Origin of the sequence: Gudongella sp. DL1XJH-153 (assembly GCF_049310905.1) — a bacterium.
Classification (GTDB): domain Bacteria; phylum Bacillota; class Clostridia; order Tissierellales; family Tissierellaceae; genus Gudongella.
Genome location: NZ_JBMEMN010000012.1, coordinates 1 through 19105 on the forward strand (window position 1 = coordinate 1; position 19105 = coordinate 19105).

Consider the following 19105-nt stretch of genomic DNA (forward strand, 5'->3'; position numbering starts at 1 on the left):
TCTTGGCTATGTGCTTGGCACTATCAACCCGCACTGGGGACTTTCACCCGTTAGATTGCACCCATGCCGGGCGCACTGATAAGAGCTTACCAAGGGGACATCCCCTCCAGTAAGCTCTTATAGACTGATTCTTGGACAAAAGCTTCTTTGGCTTATCGCTGTAGACATCTTCAGCTACACTATTAACCGATAATTCTCCCTAGCGAGTATACTTGGTATAGGTTACCTTCCAGTTTGTGAAGAAAGTCTTGTTTGTAGAGCCTTTGGAATACTCACCTAATCCTGAGTCCTTAATGCCACCAAAAGGCATAAATGGGTCAGTAACTGTCCCGTGATTTATATGAAGCATACCGGCCTCTACTTCTCCTGAAAATCTTCCAATATAGTCAAGATTATCAGTAAACAGTACTGAAGAAAGACCATATTTGGTTCTGTTGGAAATCTCAATAGCTTCATCAAAGCTTTCAACCGCGATGACAACAAGAACGGGTCCAAATATCTCTTCCCTGGAGACCTTCATTTCGTTGTCAGCATTGACAATCAAGGTCGGTTCAATATAGAACCCTTTGTCATACTCACCTCCAGTGAGTCTGTTTCCACCAACCAATATTTTGGCATTTTCCTCTCTTGCACTTTCAATATACTCCATGCATTTTTTACCAGCAGCTTCATTTATCATTGGTCCGTAATAAACCGATGGGTCCTTTCCATTTCCAACCACAATATCTTTCATATTCTCAACAATCGAAGAAACCAATTCCTCTTCATGTTCCCTTAGTACAACTAATCTGGAAATTGAAGTGCATCGCTGGCCTGTAAGAGAAAACGCTGCATCGGTTATCTCTCGTGCTGCGTGGGGGATATCCTTATAATCTGCAACAATTGCAGGGTTTTTCCCGCCCATTTCAAACTGCAGTTTAGTAAAATTATTGGAAGCCTTTCTGTTAATCTTCTTCCCTACATCAGTTGATCCAGTAAAGGTTATGCCTTTCACCAAAGGGTCTGATACAATTGAATCCCCCAAGTCATCTCCCTTTCCAATAACCATGTTCACCACTCCAGGTGGAAAACCAGCTCCGTGGAACAGCTCCATGATTATGACTCCGGTGTGGGGTGTATCAGATGACGGTTTGAAAACTACGGTATTACCAGTAACCAAAGCTGAGATAATCTTTCTCAGAGGGGTGATAAATGGAAAGTTCCATGGACTTATTGCTGTAACCACTCCAATTGGGACCCTTTTTGCGACACTTTCTACTCCATTTCTGTCACTGGGCATTGTAATTCCCTCAAGTCTCCTACCTTCTCCAATCATAAAGCTGCATTCCCTGATACTCTTCTCAGGTTCTGATATTGCATCTTTCAGGGTTTTTCCCTCTTCCCTGCAGATCGCCTCACCTATCCTCTGCACATTATCCTCAAGCATATCAACAAATCTATTAAGATAGACTTCTCTGTCTTTCGGGAGCATTTTACTCCATGTGTTAAAGGCCTCAGATGCGGAATCAACTGCAGCTTTACCATCCACACCGGATGACAGTGGAAATTCTCCGATTACATCATCATAATCAGCTGGGTTTATATTTTTGAAATATTTACCTGAAGTGGGTTTTACCCATTTCCCATCGATATAGTTATTGTATTTTTGAAGTTCAGTCATAAGCTACCTCCCCTTTTCATACTAATCGATCGTTATTGTCCATGTATTGAAGATACCCAGAACAACTTACTTTTCAACTGAAATATAACATAGGAATACCCACGGGGATGTACCGGGACCATTTAAAAGTGACCTAACTGGGCACAATTTAATCCTGTCTTCAAAGCTTTACATCCAATCTCTTAATATTTGTTGAATTATCAACATAAGTGTATTATTATGTTATTGTATTATCATGTTCAAGTTATTTATTATAATTGAGACTAATTCGTTTATTGGAGGTATTGTAATGAGAAGGATTGTTGTGCTATTAATAGCTTTAATATCTATTATATCGGGATGTGCCTCTCCAAACTCAATCCCTGATTTGACCCTGGATGATCCGCGCTTTGACGGATATGACCCGGTGAAATCCATCTACTACAATCTTGATTCTGGAATAAGATTTAGGGTGAGTCCAATGATTGAGGCCACTTATCTGGCTGTTGAAATGGCAAATAGCGGCAATGATTTCACCAATTACCAAGACAACACACCCTATATTGAGGCTGGCAAGGAAAGGTTCAAGGATTTTCAGGACCATGAATTTGTGAAGATGCTCTCCTCGATGATGATAAGGGGCTACACCTATGATGCCATTCCCTCATCCATCTACCATTTCAACGAGAATTTCAAATTGAGGAATGACATCGAGATCAATGAGTTTACAATGAAAAGGTCCAGCGGACAGGAGAATCTCGAAAAGCTAATGATTTATCAGAAGGCATTTAGAATGGACAGTGACTTTGATTCATACTTCAGGGATAATAAAGAGCAGTACATAAAAATGATGGATAAGGGGCATTATATTGTAAATTCATACAATGTGGAGGAAGTGGTTGAGGACTTCTATGGAAAGCCAATACAAAATTCCATCATCACGGTCACTCCCCATGCCAAGAACGCCTACGGTGTTTCCATTGATCTGAAGACCGGATCCCTTGAGGTGCTTCCAACCCTTGGAGTATATGACGATGAAGAGATATTCATCAACGTCTTGGTCCATGAGATTTCCCACACCTATGTTAATCCACTTACCGCGCAGCAAGGAGAGATTTTGGAGGAAACAGAAGACTTGTATGGACCACTCAAGAATGTAATGTCCAACCAGGCCTACACAACCTGGGAAACAACAGTCAATGAGCATATTGTAAGAGCCAACACTGCTATCATGTTAAAGAATATTCTTGGTGAAACAGCTTACAAAAATGCCCTTGCAAAGGATCGTGAACGGGGCTTTAAGTATATATACGAGATTGTTGAGGCAGTTTGCCACTACACTGAAAATAGGGACGAATTCCCAACTTTTGAAGATTATCACCCTGAGATAATGAAGGTATTTCTCAATCTCAAGTAACAAAGCGCCCATGGGGACGTTCCCCCTGGGCACTTCTTTCATATCTATCCTCCTCAATAAGTAAAGCTTTACTCGATTTCAGAAAGAAAAGCTTTTATCTCTCTGGCTATTAAATCAGACTTATCATGATGAACATAGTGTTCTGTATCAAGAATCATATGTTTTTTTGTGTCTATATTTGAAAGATACCCAAGCAATGCATCCTTCCATCCATTAACTCTTTTATCCTGCTGTTGGGAAATAAAGAAGTACATTGGAATACTTTTTGGAGTTGATCCTTGCTCAACGGTTTTCCCATTTTCTTTAAGGTATTCCACTTCCCTAAGCATATCCTCTGTTAAGGTGCTTTTATAAAACAAGGCCTTGTATCTATGCTTATCCTCTTCTGACAGATCATTTGAATCCATCAGAGGCAGATTTCTACTGGTTTCGGATTCCGGCATAAACCTTGTTAGACCAATTCTGGCAATATAATACAAGAGCCTCAGCTGCATATTTTTTGGTTCAGGAAGCAATTCTACAGTTTCAGGTATGCTGGGATCCAGCCCTACTATCGCCTTAACTTCATCCGGGTATTTCTGAGCCCAATATATTGCTTCCAGACCTGACATGGAATGAGGTGCAAGAACATATGGTCCTTTTTCTCCCGCAAAGTCGAGTGATTTTCTTGTCTCTTCCAGAATGGTATCAATATCCCTTGGACTATTTGATACATCACTCCAGCCATATCCTGATTTTTCGACTACTACAATCCTGTACTGGTCCATAAGCCTGCTCCATAGTGGCTTGAAGTCCAATGTGGGACTACTGGTACCGTGCCCCGCCATAAAGACAAGTGTAGTTTCACCTTCACCAGTAGCATAGACATGTATTTTATTATCATCCACTTCAATTATACTGCCTGGTGGCAAAAATTCTCTGGCTTCTTTTTGCAACTTATTCTTGTGGTTGATTCTGGAAGCAAACAACAGTATAACTACTATTGCTAAAATACTAGCCAAAATAATTCCAAATACCATTAAGGGTTTCATATTCACCTCCCACATTTCTTCTTGATGGAGTTTCCTGAATCTCACATTCTAGAGCATACTCAACAGACCTTCGTAAAACTTGTGAGCGTTCAAAATAGCACCTTTATGTCTTTCATTTTCAATGATTGTTGATTTGATATTTGGAAATCTATCTTTATAACTTTCCAAATTTGTCTCCCATATCTCATCATTGCCACCTATTACCTGGCATATTGGAATATTCAACTCAATTTCAGAACTTACTCCGTTGTTATTCTTATCCAGTGTAGAGGCATTTTGAAGCAGCAGGCTTTCCAACATTTTCTTATCAGTGTGCTTTATCTCTTCTGTGAAGAATTTCATTAACTCCTTTTCTGTTTTCAAATCATAAACATTCTCGAACTCTGAATACTTCCAGTCATATTTACCAAGATTTCTCCTATAATACCTTTTTACTATTGGTGTAAGTAAATCATGCTTGTAAAGAAATCCCCTAAAGCCATCTACATCCCTCAAGCCTAGTGAGGATGCCATCAAGATCACTTCATCAATCCTGGAATCCATGGCTGCCAATTCTATGGCTATTGGTCCTCCATAAGATAATCCTATTGCTGTAATGGGACCATTCACCTCGAGTTTGTCCAAGAGAGCCTTCATGTCCTTTGCATGATCCTTTATAGTCAATTTTTCTTTTAAAGGACTGCTTAGACCCTCTCCCCGCCTGTCAGGCAATATTACCTTAGAAAACAATTCATGTTCAATCATCCACTTCGTCGGCCTCAATAACAAGGTGTGATTCCCACCAGATCCTCCACCATGGATATATATCGCTGTCTTGCCTTTCTTATCAACACTAACTATTCTAGTATAGAGACTATTCCCTGATCCAATTTCGTAATGATCCAAAGACTCATCAAAATATATGCTTTTCTCTAAATTTAACATTTCTCTTCCTCCTATTATATTGCAGTTATTAATCATTATTTAGAACTTCTTTAGACCCATCAGGTATTATTTGTTACACTTGACTCACTTTCTGAGCCCATTTTCAAGAAAAGCAATGTAATACTCTAGATATTCATAAATCTTCTCTTGATTCACCACATTAATCTCAACACCTAGATTTATTATAAAATCTATATAGTAAGTAAGCATGAAACTGAGTAATCCGGATACCACATCATAAGGAATATCTTCACGGATCACTCCATCTTCTATATTCTTCGCTATCAACTTCTCAAAATAATCTCCAGAGATATTTCCAACTACAGACCGTATTTTCCCTTTTATCTCCTGGTTTGTTTCAGTAGCAATCCTTATACTTAAAGTAGCATATTCGGGAAATTCCAATGCAAAGTCCATTGCTGTTTTTATCTGTTTATGAAGAATTTCAAATATCGTGTAGCTAACTGATGCTTTGTCCTGGAATAGAGTTTTTGAATTTAAAAAATCTATCTTCTTTTCCGTAGCTTTTCTTGCTAATTCAAGATACAACTCCTCCTTGCTGTTAAAATAGTGATAAAATGTCCCTTTACTGGTTTTTGAGCTGCTAATGATTGAATCTATTTTGGCATTATTATAATCGTTTTCTCCAAATTCAATTATAGCAGCATTGATAATATCGTCTCTTTTCATAATTAAACTCCTTATCGTCTGGCAGTTCCTATCCCTTATTGATTCAACTAGACTCGTCAGTCTAGACTTATGAGTCTAGTATAATTCTATTTATCGCTACTGTCAATACTACAAACTCGATTTATTCAAAGAAACCTACCATAGGATGCCCATGGTAGGTTTTTATACTCTTATCAATCTCTTCCCGTCAAATGCTTCTCTTGAACCACTTAGGTGAATACTCTCCACTGATCCATCCTTGTTTTCTATGAACTCAATATTAATTGGAAATGATTCGAGGTAGAAAAGATTCTTCCTTGTAGCATCTGGTAGGACCCTAATATCTGGCCAGATCAGATCACATACCAAATTTTCATCAAGTAGCTTAACTGAACAACTCAAATCCCCTTCCTTTTCTTTGTATGTTCCGCAAAGAATTCTTTTCTCATCAATATTTACATCTACTGTCTCGGAAATTAAGTTCAGGCTCAAGAATTTCATCATTTGTTGATGATATGTAGTCCAATTTCCTTCTGAGTTATCAATGCATAATTTCTTAAATCCATAACCCTCAAAAATTTTATCAGTGAAGTTCTGATATTCAGCCCAGAGTTTTATAACTCCTGTTTCTCCTATAATACCGCTGGATTTAACAAAAGGTGTCTGAATATCAGAGTCAACAAACCAATTTTTCCAGTCTTCACCCCTGCGCTTCCAGACTTTTCTTATTGAATGCTCCACATCCATTTGTTTAAAATAAAGTAGGGCTGGATTGAGAGGCTCAATTATATCCTCAATCTCCTTAACAAATGTTGATATTCTAGTCTCATCAAGATTATTCTGGAACAAAATCCTGACAGTATCCTGAAGCAGATGGCTCTCGATAATATGTACATGGTCTGATATTTCAGCATCCTTTGAAAACTTTCTCCACAGTTTTGGGATGGTCTTTAAGAACTTATCCCTCTCTTGATTAGATGAAAAAACCTCCACATCCTCTTCATATGCCAAAGGGTGGCTGTCCTCTGTCTCATGATACCATTTTGCCTTGATTCCGTTTAACCTCAACTGTCCTGCAAGAAACTGGGCAGTTGTAGATTTTCCAGAGCCTGTTATTCCGTCGATTAAAATCAGTTTTGTTTTTATCATGGATTTATCACCTCTTCTGAGTGATTATGGTTCATCTACACTATTTCTTACAATATATAGTATACCAGATAATCCAAGCAGCTTATGTCTAATTTGTCTTTACAGTTGATCTTACAAGATTTTATTGAATTAGACTTTACTTTCTCACAAAATCTAACCAAAGGAGTCTGAACCCCTGGGTATCCTCATGGGTATGAATGAATCTACTTTCTTAAGATCTTCTCCATCTTCTTACCTTTTGCAAGCTCATCTACCAACTTGTCCAGATACCTTATTTCCTGCATAAGTGGATCTTCAATATCTTCCACCCTTACACCACAGACAACTCCACTTATTAAATGCCTTGAAGGGTTCAGGCTTGTTGCCTCCAAAAAAAATGTTTCAAAATCAGCTTTATTTCTCAATTGCTTTTCAAACTCTTCCTGGCTGTATCCAGTCAACCAAAGGATGATTTGATCTACCTCTTCCTTTGTGCGTCCCTTTCTTTCTGCCTTTGCCACATACATTGGATATACTTTTGCAAAACTCATTTTATAAATCTTTTGCTCTGCCATAATTTCTCCTTTCTGTTCCTTTATTTGATTATAAAGTAAACAAAAAAACTAAAAACCCATAAATATCTGTAAACCGTTCTCTATGGGTTGTCTTCTCGTCTCGTATATACTGTCCTTTAAACACTTTATTCCACGTGTTCTTCGGAAATCCTAATAATCTCAAGCTTAGGATATCTCTCACTTATCAATTCAGCCAGACTTTCCAATCCAAAAATTTCCGTGAATGTATGACTGCCTATTATTAGATTTATCCCGCGAAACATAGCATATTGAACCGTATATAGTATCTTTTCGCCGGTTAAATAAACATCACAGTCCAAGTTGACAGCTTCCTCTATGTTTGTAGTGGAAAACCCAGCACCTGTTACCACTCCAATTCTTTTCACCAATCTGTCATTGTTTTTCCAGACCTTCACTGGCTCTTCCAGCAGAATCTCAAGCTTTATTGCAAGTTCCTTAAACTCTATTGGTATATCCAGTTCCCCAACTCTCCCACAGTACATCCCATCATCATTTGCGAACTTTTCAACCACTCTAAATCCGAGTTTCCCGAGTATTGTAGTATTGTTGCCAAAAACGGCATCATCCAAGGGCAAATGGATAAAGAAGTGTGTAATGTCATTTTTTCTCAAAATATCAAGTGCCTCTTCCTTCATTCCAGTCATCCATTCCCAGGCATCGTGATGTGTTATCAATAGATCAACCTTTTGCCTAGCCGCTTCTCCTGCAGTCTCGATTGTTAGGTTTGTGCAGTACCCGACTCTCTTTATTTCATCTGATCCCATGGTAGTGAATCCATACTCATCCTTGTCCTTAACAAATTGCAGCTTTTCTTCTGTAAATGCATCAATAGTTAGCTTCTCAAAATCCTTAATTAGCATAACCTGCCTCCTCGTATCAGCAAAATTTTTTGTCTCATTAAAAGTATAACTCCCTGATTGATCAGAAATCAATCAGAAATCCCATTAATGCCTGTTCCAATGCAAGCAATAATATCACTGCTCCAATCCAGCTGGAAACTATGGGAAAAATCGAAGTTAAGAATAGATAATCCTGATTTATTGACCATAATAGTCCCATCAATGCAGATAATGAGACAACCATTCTCAAAAGGTTCTTAGGTGAGTTTAAGAGGCTTGAACACGAAAACCTACTTCTCCCATTAATCAGATTTAAAAGCACCTTATGCAGTTGAACAAGGAAGATTATAAACAACAACAAAACTGCAGCCCAGAGAATGTTTTGAGCTATTATAATTTTACCAAATCCAACCTCACCATGTCCATTCCACATTCCCCAGACATTCACGACATGTCCGAAGAATGGCCAGCTCCTTTGACTGTTTGTCAAAATAACTATCCCATCCCCTGTTTCAGGTATGGAGTGAAAGTACGTCATGACACCACCACCCTGTCCACCATTGGCAATTGATTGGATTCCATTTGACAGATCTTCAAGATAGTACCCCATCCCATAACCATCAAAAACCAGACCGTAGACTCCAATTTCTTCAATTCTTTTGGAATAGAGTTCGTCCACACTTTTATTCTCCAGAACGTCATGATTTAGCCTATATTCATCATCCATTCCTGCCATCATAAACAATGCCACATCTTCAACGGTTGAAATGAGTCCTCCTGATGCTTTCTCCGGATAGACATATGGTTGAACTGGTTCTCCCTTTATATCATAGCCAGTTGGGACTGACTCTCCAGCAATATCTCCAAAGTTGAAAGTTGATTGTTTCATTCCAATGGGTATCATAATCATGTTTTTCATATATGACGCAAAGTCTTCTCCTGTAACCTCTTCCACCAAAAGCTCAAGCAAATTATATCCTATGTTTGAATAGAAGAATTCCTTGCCTGCCATTTGAATTGGAATCGCCTTTTGTGACAAGCTCTCTTCCAGGGAGGGCATTTCTTCTTCAGGTGGATATCGGTCTAGAAAGTCTCCCAAAGGCATTCCTGATGTGTGAGTAAGGAGCTGTCTCACTGTAATATTATCATAGGAGAATCTGGATTGAGGGATTTTCCAGTTACTGATATATCTGGTTATGGGTTTATCCAGATCAATTTCACCATCCTCCACCAACTTCATTACTCCCCAAGCAGTGACGGATTTTGAGATCGATTCCACCCTGAAGTATGTATCAATGTCAATCTTACTGTTGTCTTCAATGTCAGAGTACCCGTATGCACCTGACCAAATTATTCTCCCTTCCTTTACCAACGAAATACTCACACCTGGTATTTTGTATTTCCCCATTAGAGAATCTATTCTTCTTTCCAGGTAATTGATGAATTCATATGAGGGTGCATCCTTTTGAACATCCATGGCAGGCGCCACTAGATGGGAACCGATTAGGATTGTTACAAATATAAAAACAGTCATCAGTATTCCAGTAAGCATTCTGTTGGTAAGTCCGTTAGAAACCGGTTTTTTCTCATCCATATAACTGTCATCCCTTCCATGTGTATTTATTCTTTGAGTATATTCTTCGTACTCCAAGGGGATAATGTTAAATTTTTCTCAATTACCGCTTGACTTTATTCTAGATTGATGTATCATATATCTATAAACTATATGACTATTAGTCATGCCGAGGAGGCGAGTTGTAAATGAATTTCAATTATTTTAGTTATCTTTGCTTTGTTTGGGCAGCTGTCGGAATAATCACAAGGATTCTTATGATTACTTTGGGAGATAAGTGGAACAAGTGGGAGATGGAACATGCTTATTCCGAAAAGAAACCCATGTGGGTAAATATTGTAGCTGGATTTGGTATAATTGTGGTTGTGATAACCTGGATTCAGGTGTTTAGACTGGATGTGGACTATAGCTGGATTATCGCAGTTATCACAACGCTGTCATTAATAAAGATATCCGCGCTGATTTTCAATTATGAAAAGTTCAGGGAATTTGCTTCAGAGACTTTACATGATAAATCCAAGCTGTTAAGGTTAAATATTTCTGTATTTGCAGCATCGGTCATTTTTATAGCTCTTGGCTTGTTCCTGTACTCCTAGACTGCAGAAGATTTATATACTCCCATTATACCAAAGAAAGGACAATTCAAATGCCAAAGCAAACTTTTTTTAACCTTTCAAGTGAAAAGAAGAATAGGATTGTTCAAGGAGCAAAAGAAGTCTTTGCCCATAAACACTACAGCAAGGTCACCATCGACTCTATTGTGGAGACGGCAAATATTCCAAAAGGAAGCTTCTATCAGTATTTCTACAACAAGGACGATCTGTTCAAGCATATTTTCAGTGATATCGGTACAGATAAGAGTAATCTTCTTTTTGGTATAACTACTGAATCCACGGAAAGCTTTGGAGAGCTTATCTCAAGAATGATTTCTGAATCCTACAAGTTTGAAAACAGGGATGAGACTATGGTTGCACTAAAGGATCGTTTCCTGAAGGAATGCCCCCAAAGTGTTAAGGAAGAGATCCTGGCTGACCTTATGCCAACCACCATGAAGCTTTTTGAGACTATAATTGAAGTATTTGTGGCAAAAGGTGATTTTAGAGAAGATATCGATATAAGGGCAGCCGCCTTTACCCTAACCTCAGCTCTTCTGAATATTGAAAAATACAGTGATGAAGAAGGCTTTAACTACGGCGGGGCAGTGATTGACATATGTAGCACAATGGAGTTGGGTCTTGCGAAATATGATTGATATTAGGATCCTTAATGGCTGTGATTAGAAGGTACCTTGACCATCACAGCCCGATTTTCTTGTATATAGCTTCAATTATATGACTCTTTTCCTCCATATACCCCTCAATATCCTTAGGGTTGCCCTTGGATGCCTTGGCTTTCACCTCACTGTACCTGTCCCGATCTTCTTTATTCTGTCTTAGATAGTTCCTGAACTTAATATGATTTTTCAATTGCTGTGAGTCCTTATGGCATACGTAGAGATGATGTTTAATAAATTCATCCTTCTCATCATACCCGAAGGCTTCTCTACCCTTTATTCCAAGATCCCCTTCGTGGTAATAGCCAAGTTTTTCAAGCCTGTCCTTAACTCTTTCAAAGTCGTCCTGTTTTTCAATGACAATATCAATATCAATTATGGGTTTAGCCCATAAACCTTCAACTGAAGTACTCCCAACATGTTCAATTTCAATGCTCATGCCTCCAATCGCATTTTTAAGATACGACTTCAGCCTTTCAAATTCATTCTTCCATTTTGGATCGTACGGTACCACCATTACGTTTTTTGTTCTCACCATCTTCACTCCCAGTTGAATTTTTCGTCTTTAATTTATCTCTTACAAAAATAACTGTCATTACCAATATTGATATCACTGTAAAGTTAAGGAAAATATCCCTGTATGCATCTGGGTGCAGAGGTTGAAAGAAACCGGTAAACCACACGTAAAGAAATACCACTCCCATGGAGATTGAATAGGGCACAAGATAGGTCAAAACTCTATTCTTCAGCTTGACTCTGTCCCATAGAATTATCGTCATAACAGCAATTAGAACTACTGCTGCCCTGTTTATGATATGGAAATTAGTATCGGTAACCTGTCCCTGATACAACTGGATGGAGCTACTTAAAACCGTTGTAAATGAGAAAATAACACTAAACAGTATTAATCCTCTTTTTAACTCATTAGCTATTTTATTTATCAAAACCATAATCTCCTTCCACTAAGGCAAATCCCTTATATTGTTCGCCTTTATATAGTTGCATCTAAATCAGGATTTTCTCTCTTTTAAAGCTGAGCCTGTCTGTATACTTTCTCTGTTGTTGATGTACTAATGCCATTTTCCTTTCCCAGTCTTATAATTGTTCCTCCAATAAGGTCTCCTTCATCTTTTCCCTTTCCACTTTCAATATCCCTTTGATAGGATGTCTTTGTTTCATAGGGATAGAAGCTTGCATTTCCAAGGTATGTTTCAATCAAGGAGTCCTTTACATCGATTCCTTTAGCTCTGGCAAGCTCAACGACCTCTTCCATTATTTCCTCAATCAGCTTTTTCAGCTCAGCATTCTCCATCACTTCTCCAAATGTCTTGCCTGAATATGCCGTTACCAAGGCAAAGGGCGCAAACATAATATATTTCTCCCAAATTGTGGGAAGTGCATCATCTACCCATTTATATGGGATCCCAGCGATTTTTAGTATTTGATGAAGGTCTTTGGGGTCATATTCCTTGTTATTTGGATCCTTTCCCAGTACCAGCTTTGTGGTTCCTCCCTTGTGAACAACAACTCCCGGAGCTTCTATTGAGGAAGTAACAAAAATACAAGAAGGTAGGACTGTTCCTCTTTCAAGCTTTGATCTAATTCTTTCATATATATCGACACCGTTTAAAGGTGCAATTACTACCGTATTATCATCTGCTATCCCATTTATGTTAGCAACTGCTTCTTCAAGATCATATCCCTTTACCCCTACAATAACATAATCCATAACTGGTAGCTCATTTACTTTTTCGACTGATTTTACTGGATGACATGAAATACTACCTTTTGATGGTGTGACAAGAGTAAGTCCTTCATTCTTTATAGCTTCAAGATGTCTTCCTCTGGCTATAAAATATACCTTATATTCCTCATTATCTGACTGATTTGCGCCGTGAGCCAGCATTCCACCAAGGTATCCACCTACTCCTCCAAGTCCATACACGCATATCTTCTTCTTATCCTTTGACATTTATATTCCTCCACTCGCTGGCAGTTGAAAATGGTCGCATCCCTATACTATAGTAAAACTGCTGTGACGAACCTACCAACACCTTCTTGGCTCCCAGCTCTCCAACAAGTCGTATTCCTTCAAGAACTGCTGCTTGACCAAGCCCTTTTCTTCTATAGTCCGGATCCGTAGCCACAGGCTCAATCACTGCAAAGTCACTTTTTTTGTCATACCACATTCCGCAATAGGAAACAAAGCTTCCATCAGGTGCAACAATTGCTATTTTTAAGTCTTGGTCCACATTGTCGCGTTTCATCTGAAGGTTTCCAGACATCTCATTTTCCTTTGTGAATTCGAATTCACCCTCCCCATTCAGTTCATGATTGAATCCCTTCCACAGCACACGATAGTACTGATAAAGGTCGTAGGTCTCCTGCATGGTGGTAATCCTGTATCCTTCAGGCAAAGTGAACTCCGTGGAGGTCTTGTCCATGTAAAAAATTGCATCTGACTCTTTATTCTCGGTTGCTACAAAGCCAAGATCCGCTGCTATACCCTGGAAATGCACATCAAGGTCTGGAATAACCACACCAAATTTGTCTCCTTTGGCCAAGTTTTCTTCCGAATACAAGAGCATATCCCTCTTAAGCTCACTGTACTCGGGATTAGTGAGGCAATATGCTGTGCCAAGCTGAAGATCGAAGATTGACACTCCGACTATGTTCTCTCCATCCTCCCATAGTCCGATTCTATTCAAGGCATTCTTATCCAAGTAATCATGGGTTATCATCCAGTCCCACCTTGCATATGTATAATTTGTTGATCCAAGCTGCAACAAGAACTCTCTAACCTTGTGATAGTCCTCTGTGATACCTGCTTCCTTTGTGTAATTCCTGAATCCGATTGTCATGTATTGCCTCCTTACTATAATTACATAGTTTTCTGATCATAAAAAAACAATTGTGCAAAAATCAACCACCCTTGTTGACTTGCAATTTCACTTTTAAAATACAATGAGTATTTATCATTCCCCTAACCTCCTTGCAGCTATTTCAGATGCTGTTTAGCTTATCTGTTTAACTCAAGTAATCTCTTCCCTCCAAAAAATACATCTGTCTTATTAAATCCAAAACTGTGATATAGTTGCACCGCTCTAGTATTCTCATCTTCACATAATAACTTAACTGAATTGCTCTCCCCAAAAGGTAGCGAATCTGTATAGTCTAAAACCATCTTAAGAGCTTTTTTACCTAAGCCATTATTTTGATATTTTGCATCTATAATCAATGCATCTATCATGTAGGATGTTTCCGAAAAATTATATGTTTCTTCATGGGATGGAACATAGACTATTTTGGTAAAACCCACCAATGTGCCCTCATTGTATATGGCAAAACAACTGTCCTTATAACCTGACTTTAGATTTACGTATGCTTGAGCCAAGAAGACAGATACATCCGGAATAAACCTTTTCTGATCATCATTAACACTCAGTGCCATAACATCCCACAGGTTATCCCATGTAATCTCCTTAAATTTCACTGATTATCCCTCCTTAGCTTAGCATTTTTTTGATACCATTGTTACATCTCCTAATTAACAGTATAATTAATTAAAGGGAGGTTTGTAAAATGGAAAATTATTTCTTTGAGGCATTTGATGGTATGAACAGACTGGCACCAGGGAGTGAAGAATCCACACTTAAGGCCATTTCCATGTATAAGGGACCAAAAGACAATTTGAAAATTTTAGATATTGGTTGTGGTAATGGTATTCATACTTTAATATTGGCTAGGAATTTCCCCAAAGCAAAAATAATTGCAATAGACAATCACGAGAGTTTTATCAACAATCTGAACAATACCATAAAAAGAAATGGATTGTCTGAAAGGGTAACTGGTAAGTGCATCTCAATGTTTGATATGGACTTTGAGGAACAATCATTTGACCTTATCTGGTCCGAAGGCGCTATCTATATAGCTGGATTCGAAGATGGGCTAAGAGATTGGAGAAAACTCCTAAAGGATGATGGTTATCTAATATGTAGTGAAGTCAGCTGGCTTGTGGACAATCCATCTGATGAGATTTCAGATTTTTGGGATGAAGAGTACCCGCAGATAGATACAATCAAAAACAAGATCAGTCAGATCGAGGCTGCCGGTTACACCTATCAAGGACATTTTGTCACACCAAGTACTGATTGGACAGAAAACTATTACATCCCTCTCCAAGCTAACCTAAACAAAATGCTTGATAAATACGATGATAATGACATGGCTAAAGAGGTTGTAGCTATGCTCCAACACGAAATCGACCTATATCACAAATATGGTGATGAGTACAGCTATGTTTTTTATGTGATGACCAAGTAACAAAAGTCTCTACTTACAACTTACTGAGCTTGATGAAATAAATAAATCAATTCACCATCCTCCTCGGTTAAGAGTAAAAAGCCTAATTTTTCAAGTAACCGGATAGAAGATATGTTTTTAGGTTCAACACCTGCTTTAATCTTATATTCTCCCTGTTGTTTCATCCATATAATCATTGATTTAGCTATTTCATATGCATACCCTTGTCTTTTATACAAAGGACTTACAGTATACCCAATCCAGAAGGTGTCATCTTCCATCTTTATAAAAACGTCTCCAATGAGGTGTTGATCTACCTTTCTTAATATTGCAAACTGTGCTCCCTTTTCAAATGAGGGCTTTTTTAATAATGCTTCTTCATATTCTTTTCTAGATAATCCTTTGAATCCTTGAAACTTCATCCATTCCAGATTATTACGATATGATAAAAAATCATCTAGATCATACTCCACAAAAGATCTTACATAACATCTTTCTGATTGAAATATAAATTTCTTCTTATTGTTTAGATTTGATTCCTTAAACATTAACAAACCCTCCTTTAAACCACCCTCACTTATGATACGGTTCATTCCTCATTATCCTGAATGCCCTGTAAATCTGCTCAAGAAGGATCATTCTCATAAGTTGGTGGGGGAAGGTCATCTTTGAGAAGGATAGCTTTAGATTGGCCCTTTTTAATACCTCTTTTGACAACCCAAGGGAGCCTCCGATTACAAATACTACATGAGAATTTCCCTCAACCATAATATCGCTCAGCTTTTGAGAAAGGTCTTCTGATGAAAGCTGCTTACCTTCAATTGCAAGAGCTACCACAAAGGCTGCTGCAGGAATTTTTGAAAGGATTTTGTCGCCTTCCCTATCCTTGATCATCTCCATCTCCTTGTCTGAGAGGTTTTCGGGAGCCTTTTCATCATCCACCTCAATAATATCTAAACCGCAATACCTGGATAGTCTCTTGCTATATTCTTTTATGCCTTCATTTAAGTACTTTTCCTTAATCTTTCCCACTGTTAGGATATCAATATTCATTTCACCCTCCAATACATGACCTTATTTCGTTGTACCAGCTTTCATATACTTTCATAATAGCATAATTTCAGCATTTTTTGACAAAAAAACAAGCCCTCCAAAAGGAAGGCCACTACAATATTCTGATCAGGCTAAACTAAATCAGACCTTTGACTACTTCAAGAGCCTTGTCATAGTCTGGTTGATTTGAGTTCTCTGAAACATACTCAACATGTTTGACTGTATTGTCTTTATCCAGTACAACAATTCCTCTGGAAAGCAATCTCAGCTCCTCAATTTCAAAGCCGTACTTTGTTCCAAAATCAAGCTCCCTATAGTCAGATAGGGTTATTACATTATCAATGTCATTTGCACTACAGAATCTCTTTTGAGCGAAGGGCAAATCTACTGAGATAGTAATTATTACTACATCTTCAAGCTTTGCAGCCTCTTCGTTGAATCTTATTGTCTGTGTCTCACATACGCCTGTGTCAAGGGATGTTACTACGGATATAACCTTTACCTTGTCTCCTGCATCACTAAGGCTGTAAGGGCTCATGTCAGCCTTTAGAGCTGTAAACTCCGGAGCTTTGTCCCCAACACTTACCTCTGTACCGATAAGCGTCATTGGTTTTCCACCAACTGTTAGTGTATCTGTTCTTCTACTCATTGTATCTATCTCCTTTTTTAAATAATCATTTTAGCTTCCAAAATCAAGCTCTTTTGATAGATACCCGTAAATATATTCATTATTCACATTTTGCCTCTTCTTCGATACACTGCCTAACTTTCTCAATAAGATGGAAATTAGTGAAATCATAGCTTAGGGGCGTCAGGGTTGCATAGCCTTCACTAAGATAATACCTGTCTGTATTCTCTTTAAAGTCTGCATCCTTTCTTCCCATCACCTTTAAGGTTCTCTCTCCGTTACCGTTCTTCTCAGCCAAGTAGTAATCGTAAATCGGTCCACCTATTTTACATACTTTTATTGGCTTGTTTTCATCATGAAGATCATATGGAGTATTTAGATTAAGGACTATTGGCATGGTCATCTTTTCAGTGTTCATTTTTTCAATTACCTGAAGGGCATACTTTGCTGCAATTTCATAGTTTACACCCTGCTTTGTCCATTCAGAAGAAACTGCCACGCTTGGAACCCCGTAAAGATTTGCTTCTATTGCAGCTGAAACAGTTCCAGAGTACAGAATATCCATACCTGAATTAAGACCCATATTTATTCCTGAGAATACAATATCTATCTTATCATCGGCTAGCTCTTCCATTCCAACCCGGACACAGTCCGCAGGAGTACCTGATATACTGTAGGCCGGTGATTTTATTCCTTCCAACTCCACTTCCTTTATTACTATTGGCTTATGTAATGTTATGGCATGACTCTGCGCACTTCTTTGAGTTTCAGGTGCCACAATTATTACATCGTGTTCTTTTTCTAATGCTTTCGCCAAGGTGTATATGCCCTCGGCCATTATTCCATCGTCATTGGCTAACAATATCTTCATCTCTGCCTCCTAAAATTCCTTGAATCTTACTGTTATTTTTCTGATATTTCCGTCTCTGTTTATTGTAAGTTCTGCACTTTCTCCGATTCTATAATTGTAAAGTATCTTTCTTAAATTTGCCATGCTGGTTACCTGTTCATCATCCACATAGGTTATTACATCAAGAGATCTAAGTCCAGCATCTGCAGCAGGTGAGCCAGGCAGAATCTCAATTGCCACTACTCCGTAATCCGCTGGCAGCTCTGTGTCCATCTGGACCTCGTATATCTGAACCTCACTACCTGTGAATCCAATATATACGTTCTTGAAGCTTCCTTCTTCGATTATTTCCTCAAGTACCGGTTTTACAAGATTTATTGGGATTGAGAATCCAAGTCCTTCTCCAGTCTGTATCTTTGCAGTATTGATTCCAATGACCTCTCCAATTGAATTCAGCAAAGGTCCTCCGCTATTTCCAGGATTGATTGAGGCATCCGTCTGAATCAAGTCTTCCATAACATTGTACTGATTCACCTGAACTGACCTGTGTAATCCACTAATGACTCCTGATGTTACGGTTCTTTGAAAATCCAATCCAAGTGGATTTCCAATTGCCACTGCAAGCTCCCCGACTATTACCTGATCTGAGTCGCCCAGCTCTGCTACATGGAGATTTGAGGCATTGACCTTGACAACTGCAAGGTCCAATGTTGCATCATACCATAGAACGCTTCCCTGAATCTTTTCTCCGTTTTCAAATAGAACCTGAATCTCTTGTGCATTCCCATCACCGATTACATGGGAGTTGGTAAGAATATATCCATCACTGTTGACAACGACTCCGGAGCCTACTCCCTCTACCGGTCTTGACCAGAAAAAGTCCCTTTCTATCTGAACAGTTGTGATTCCAACAACTGAACTAACTGCCTTTGTTGCAACCGCTGCAACAACATTAATTCCCTCCACAGGATTTATTGTAACGGAGTTCATCATTGATGGCTGACCTTCTGAGTATATTTCCGGAGTTGGAATAATTTTACCGTATAGATATGTGGGCGCCACATATGCACTGATTAACCCACCAATTATTCCTGCAATTAGGGCTACCAGAACATATGAGAATATCCCTCTCCGCTTGGGTGGTTTATAGTAGTTTCCGTAGTTGTAGTCATTCATCACTTTT

At 38.6% G+C, this 19105-nt stretch carries 22 protein-coding genes; 4 read left to right on the forward strand and 18 right to left on the reverse strand.

What is annotated here, in order from left to right; all coding sequences use genetic code 11:
• Positions 1–199: 199 nt before the first annotated feature.
• On the reverse strand, positions 200–1660 hold the full coding sequence (locus ACOEN1_RS06230; RefSeq protein ID WP_422485681.1) for an aldehyde dehydrogenase family protein: 1461 nt from the start codon (positions 1658–1660) through the stop codon (positions 200–202).
• 289 nt (positions 1661–1949) lie between these two features.
• On the opposite strand from ACOEN1_RS06230, the gene ACOEN1_RS06235 reads away from it, so the two are divergent.
• The gene (locus ACOEN1_RS06235; protein WP_422485683.1) at positions 1950–3056 is read left to right on the forward strand and encodes a DUF4932 domain-containing protein; all 1107 of its coding nucleotides are present in this window, start codon (positions 1950–1952) and stop codon (positions 3054–3056) included.
• 68 nt (positions 3057–3124) lie between these two features.
• Here ACOEN1_RS06235 and ACOEN1_RS06240 read toward each other — a convergent pair whose 3' ends face one another.
• From ACOEN1_RS06240 to ACOEN1_RS06270, 7 genes are all read right to left on the reverse strand, one after another.
• Positions 3125–4087 carry an alpha/beta fold hydrolase gene (locus tag ACOEN1_RS06240; protein ID WP_422485684.1) on the reverse strand — a complete coding sequence of 321 codons (963 nt, stop codon included), beginning with the start codon at positions 4085–4087 and terminating at the stop codon, positions 3125–3127.
• A gap of 48 nt (positions 4088–4135) precedes the next feature.
• Positions 4136–5011 carry an alpha/beta hydrolase gene (locus ACOEN1_RS06245; RefSeq protein WP_422485685.1) on the reverse strand — a complete coding sequence of 292 codons (876 nt, stop codon included), beginning with the start codon at positions 5009–5011 and terminating at the stop codon, positions 4136–4138.
• Positions 5012–5095: 84 nt separating this feature from the next.
• The gene (locus tag ACOEN1_RS06250; protein WP_422485686.1) at positions 5096–5701 is read right to left on the reverse strand and encodes a TetR/AcrR family transcriptional regulator; all 606 of its coding nucleotides are present in this window, start codon (positions 5699–5701) and stop codon (positions 5096–5098) included.
• 162 nt (positions 5702–5863) lie between these two features.
• On the reverse strand, positions 5864–6829 hold the full coding sequence (locus tag ACOEN1_RS06255) for a hypothetical protein (RefSeq protein WP_422485687.1): 966 nt from the start codon (positions 6827–6829) through the stop codon (positions 5864–5866).
• Between the two features lie 203 nt (positions 6830–7032).
• Positions 7033–7383: a DUF2200 domain-containing protein gene (locus ACOEN1_RS06260; protein ID WP_422485688.1), complete on the reverse strand. Its 351-nt coding sequence runs from the start codon at positions 7381–7383 to the stop codon at positions 7033–7035.
• A 125-nt stretch (positions 7384–7508) separates the two neighbouring features.
• Complete coding sequence (locus tag ACOEN1_RS06265) at positions 7509–8264, reverse strand: Nif3-like dinuclear metal center hexameric protein (RefSeq protein ID WP_422485689.1); 756 nt, start codon at positions 8262–8264, stop codon at positions 7509–7511.
• 61 nt (positions 8265–8325) lie between these two features.
• The gene (locus tag ACOEN1_RS06270) at positions 8326–9837 is read right to left on the reverse strand and encodes a serine hydrolase domain-containing protein (protein WP_422485690.1); all 1512 of its coding nucleotides are present in this window, start codon (positions 9835–9837) and stop codon (positions 8326–8328) included.
• 167 nt (positions 9838–10004) lie between these two features.
• On the opposite strand from ACOEN1_RS06270, the gene ACOEN1_RS06275 reads away from it, so the two are divergent.
• The gene (locus ACOEN1_RS06275) at positions 10005–10412 is read left to right on the forward strand and encodes a hypothetical protein (protein WP_422485691.1); all 408 of its coding nucleotides are present in this window, start codon (positions 10005–10007) and stop codon (positions 10410–10412) included.
• Positions 10413–10462: 50 nt separating this feature from the next.
• Positions 10463–11068: a TetR/AcrR family transcriptional regulator gene (locus ACOEN1_RS06280; protein WP_422485692.1), complete on the forward strand. Its 606-nt coding sequence runs from the start codon at positions 10463–10465 to the stop codon at positions 11066–11068.
• A 43-nt stretch (positions 11069–11111) separates the two neighbouring features.
• On the opposite strand, the gene ACOEN1_RS06285 is transcribed toward ACOEN1_RS06280, so the two are convergent.
• The 5 genes from ACOEN1_RS06285 to ACOEN1_RS06305 form a co-directional block, all read right to left on the reverse strand.
• Positions 11112–11624 (reverse strand): GrpB family protein, encoded by a 513-nt coding sequence (locus tag ACOEN1_RS06285; protein WP_422485694.1) that lies wholly within the window; start codon positions 11622–11624, stop codon positions 11112–11114.
• Positions 11572–12033, reverse strand: coding sequence for a DUF6608 family protein (locus tag ACOEN1_RS06290; protein WP_422485696.1), 462 nt, complete (start codon positions 12031–12033; stop codon positions 11572–11574). The genes ACOEN1_RS06285 and ACOEN1_RS06290 overlap by 53 nt, the downstream gene beginning before the upstream one ends.
• 83 nt (positions 12034–12116) lie before the next feature.
• Entirely contained in the window at positions 12117–13061 is a 945-nt protein-coding gene (locus ACOEN1_RS06295; RefSeq protein ID WP_422485698.1) for a ketopantoate reductase family protein, read from the reverse strand.
• The gene (locus tag ACOEN1_RS06300; protein WP_422485699.1) at positions 13048–13950 is read right to left on the reverse strand and encodes a GNAT family N-acetyltransferase; all 903 of its coding nucleotides are present in this window, start codon (positions 13948–13950) and stop codon (positions 13048–13050) included. Before ACOEN1_RS06300 ends, ACOEN1_RS06295 begins: the two co-directional genes overlap by 14 nt.
• A gap of 158 nt (positions 13951–14108) precedes the next feature.
• A complete protein-coding gene (locus ACOEN1_RS06305; RefSeq protein WP_422485702.1) occupies positions 14109–14582 on the reverse strand; it encodes a GNAT family N-acetyltransferase in 474 nt (157 codons plus the stop codon).
• Between the two features lie 89 nt (positions 14583–14671).
• Here ACOEN1_RS06305 and ACOEN1_RS06310 point away from each other — a divergent pair, with 89 nt between their 5' ends.
• Entirely contained in the window at positions 14672–15412 is a 741-nt protein-coding gene (locus ACOEN1_RS06310; protein WP_422485704.1) for a class I SAM-dependent methyltransferase, read from the forward strand.
• Between the two features lie 20 nt (positions 15413–15432).
• On the opposite strand, the gene ACOEN1_RS06315 is transcribed toward ACOEN1_RS06310, so the two are convergent.
• From ACOEN1_RS06315 to htrA, 5 genes are all read right to left on the reverse strand, one after another.
• Complete coding sequence (locus ACOEN1_RS06315) at positions 15433–15939, reverse strand: GNAT family N-acetyltransferase (protein ID WP_422485706.1); 507 nt, start codon at positions 15937–15939, stop codon at positions 15433–15435.
• 25 nt (positions 15940–15964) lie between these two features.
• Positions 15965–16444: a 23S rRNA (pseudouridine(1915)-N(3))-methyltransferase RlmH gene (rlmH, locus tag ACOEN1_RS06320; protein ID WP_422485708.1), complete on the reverse strand. Its 480-nt coding sequence runs from the start codon at positions 16442–16444 to the stop codon at positions 15965–15967.
• Positions 16445–16580: 136 nt separating this feature from the next.
• Positions 16581–17093 carry a thiol peroxidase gene (gene tpx / locus ACOEN1_RS06325; RefSeq protein WP_422485710.1) on the reverse strand — a complete coding sequence of 171 codons (513 nt, stop codon included), beginning with the start codon at positions 17091–17093 and terminating at the stop codon, positions 16581–16583.
• A gap of 79 nt (positions 17094–17172) precedes the next feature.
• A complete protein-coding gene (surE, locus tag ACOEN1_RS06330) occupies positions 17173–17943 on the reverse strand; it encodes a 5'/3'-nucleotidase SurE (RefSeq protein WP_422485712.1) in 771 nt (256 codons plus the stop codon).
• 9 nt (positions 17944–17952) lie between these two features.
• A complete protein-coding gene (gene htrA, locus ACOEN1_RS06335) occupies positions 17953–19098 on the reverse strand; it encodes a serine protease HtrA (protein WP_422485714.1) in 1146 nt (381 codons plus the stop codon).
• Positions 19099–19105: the final 7 nt, after the last annotated feature.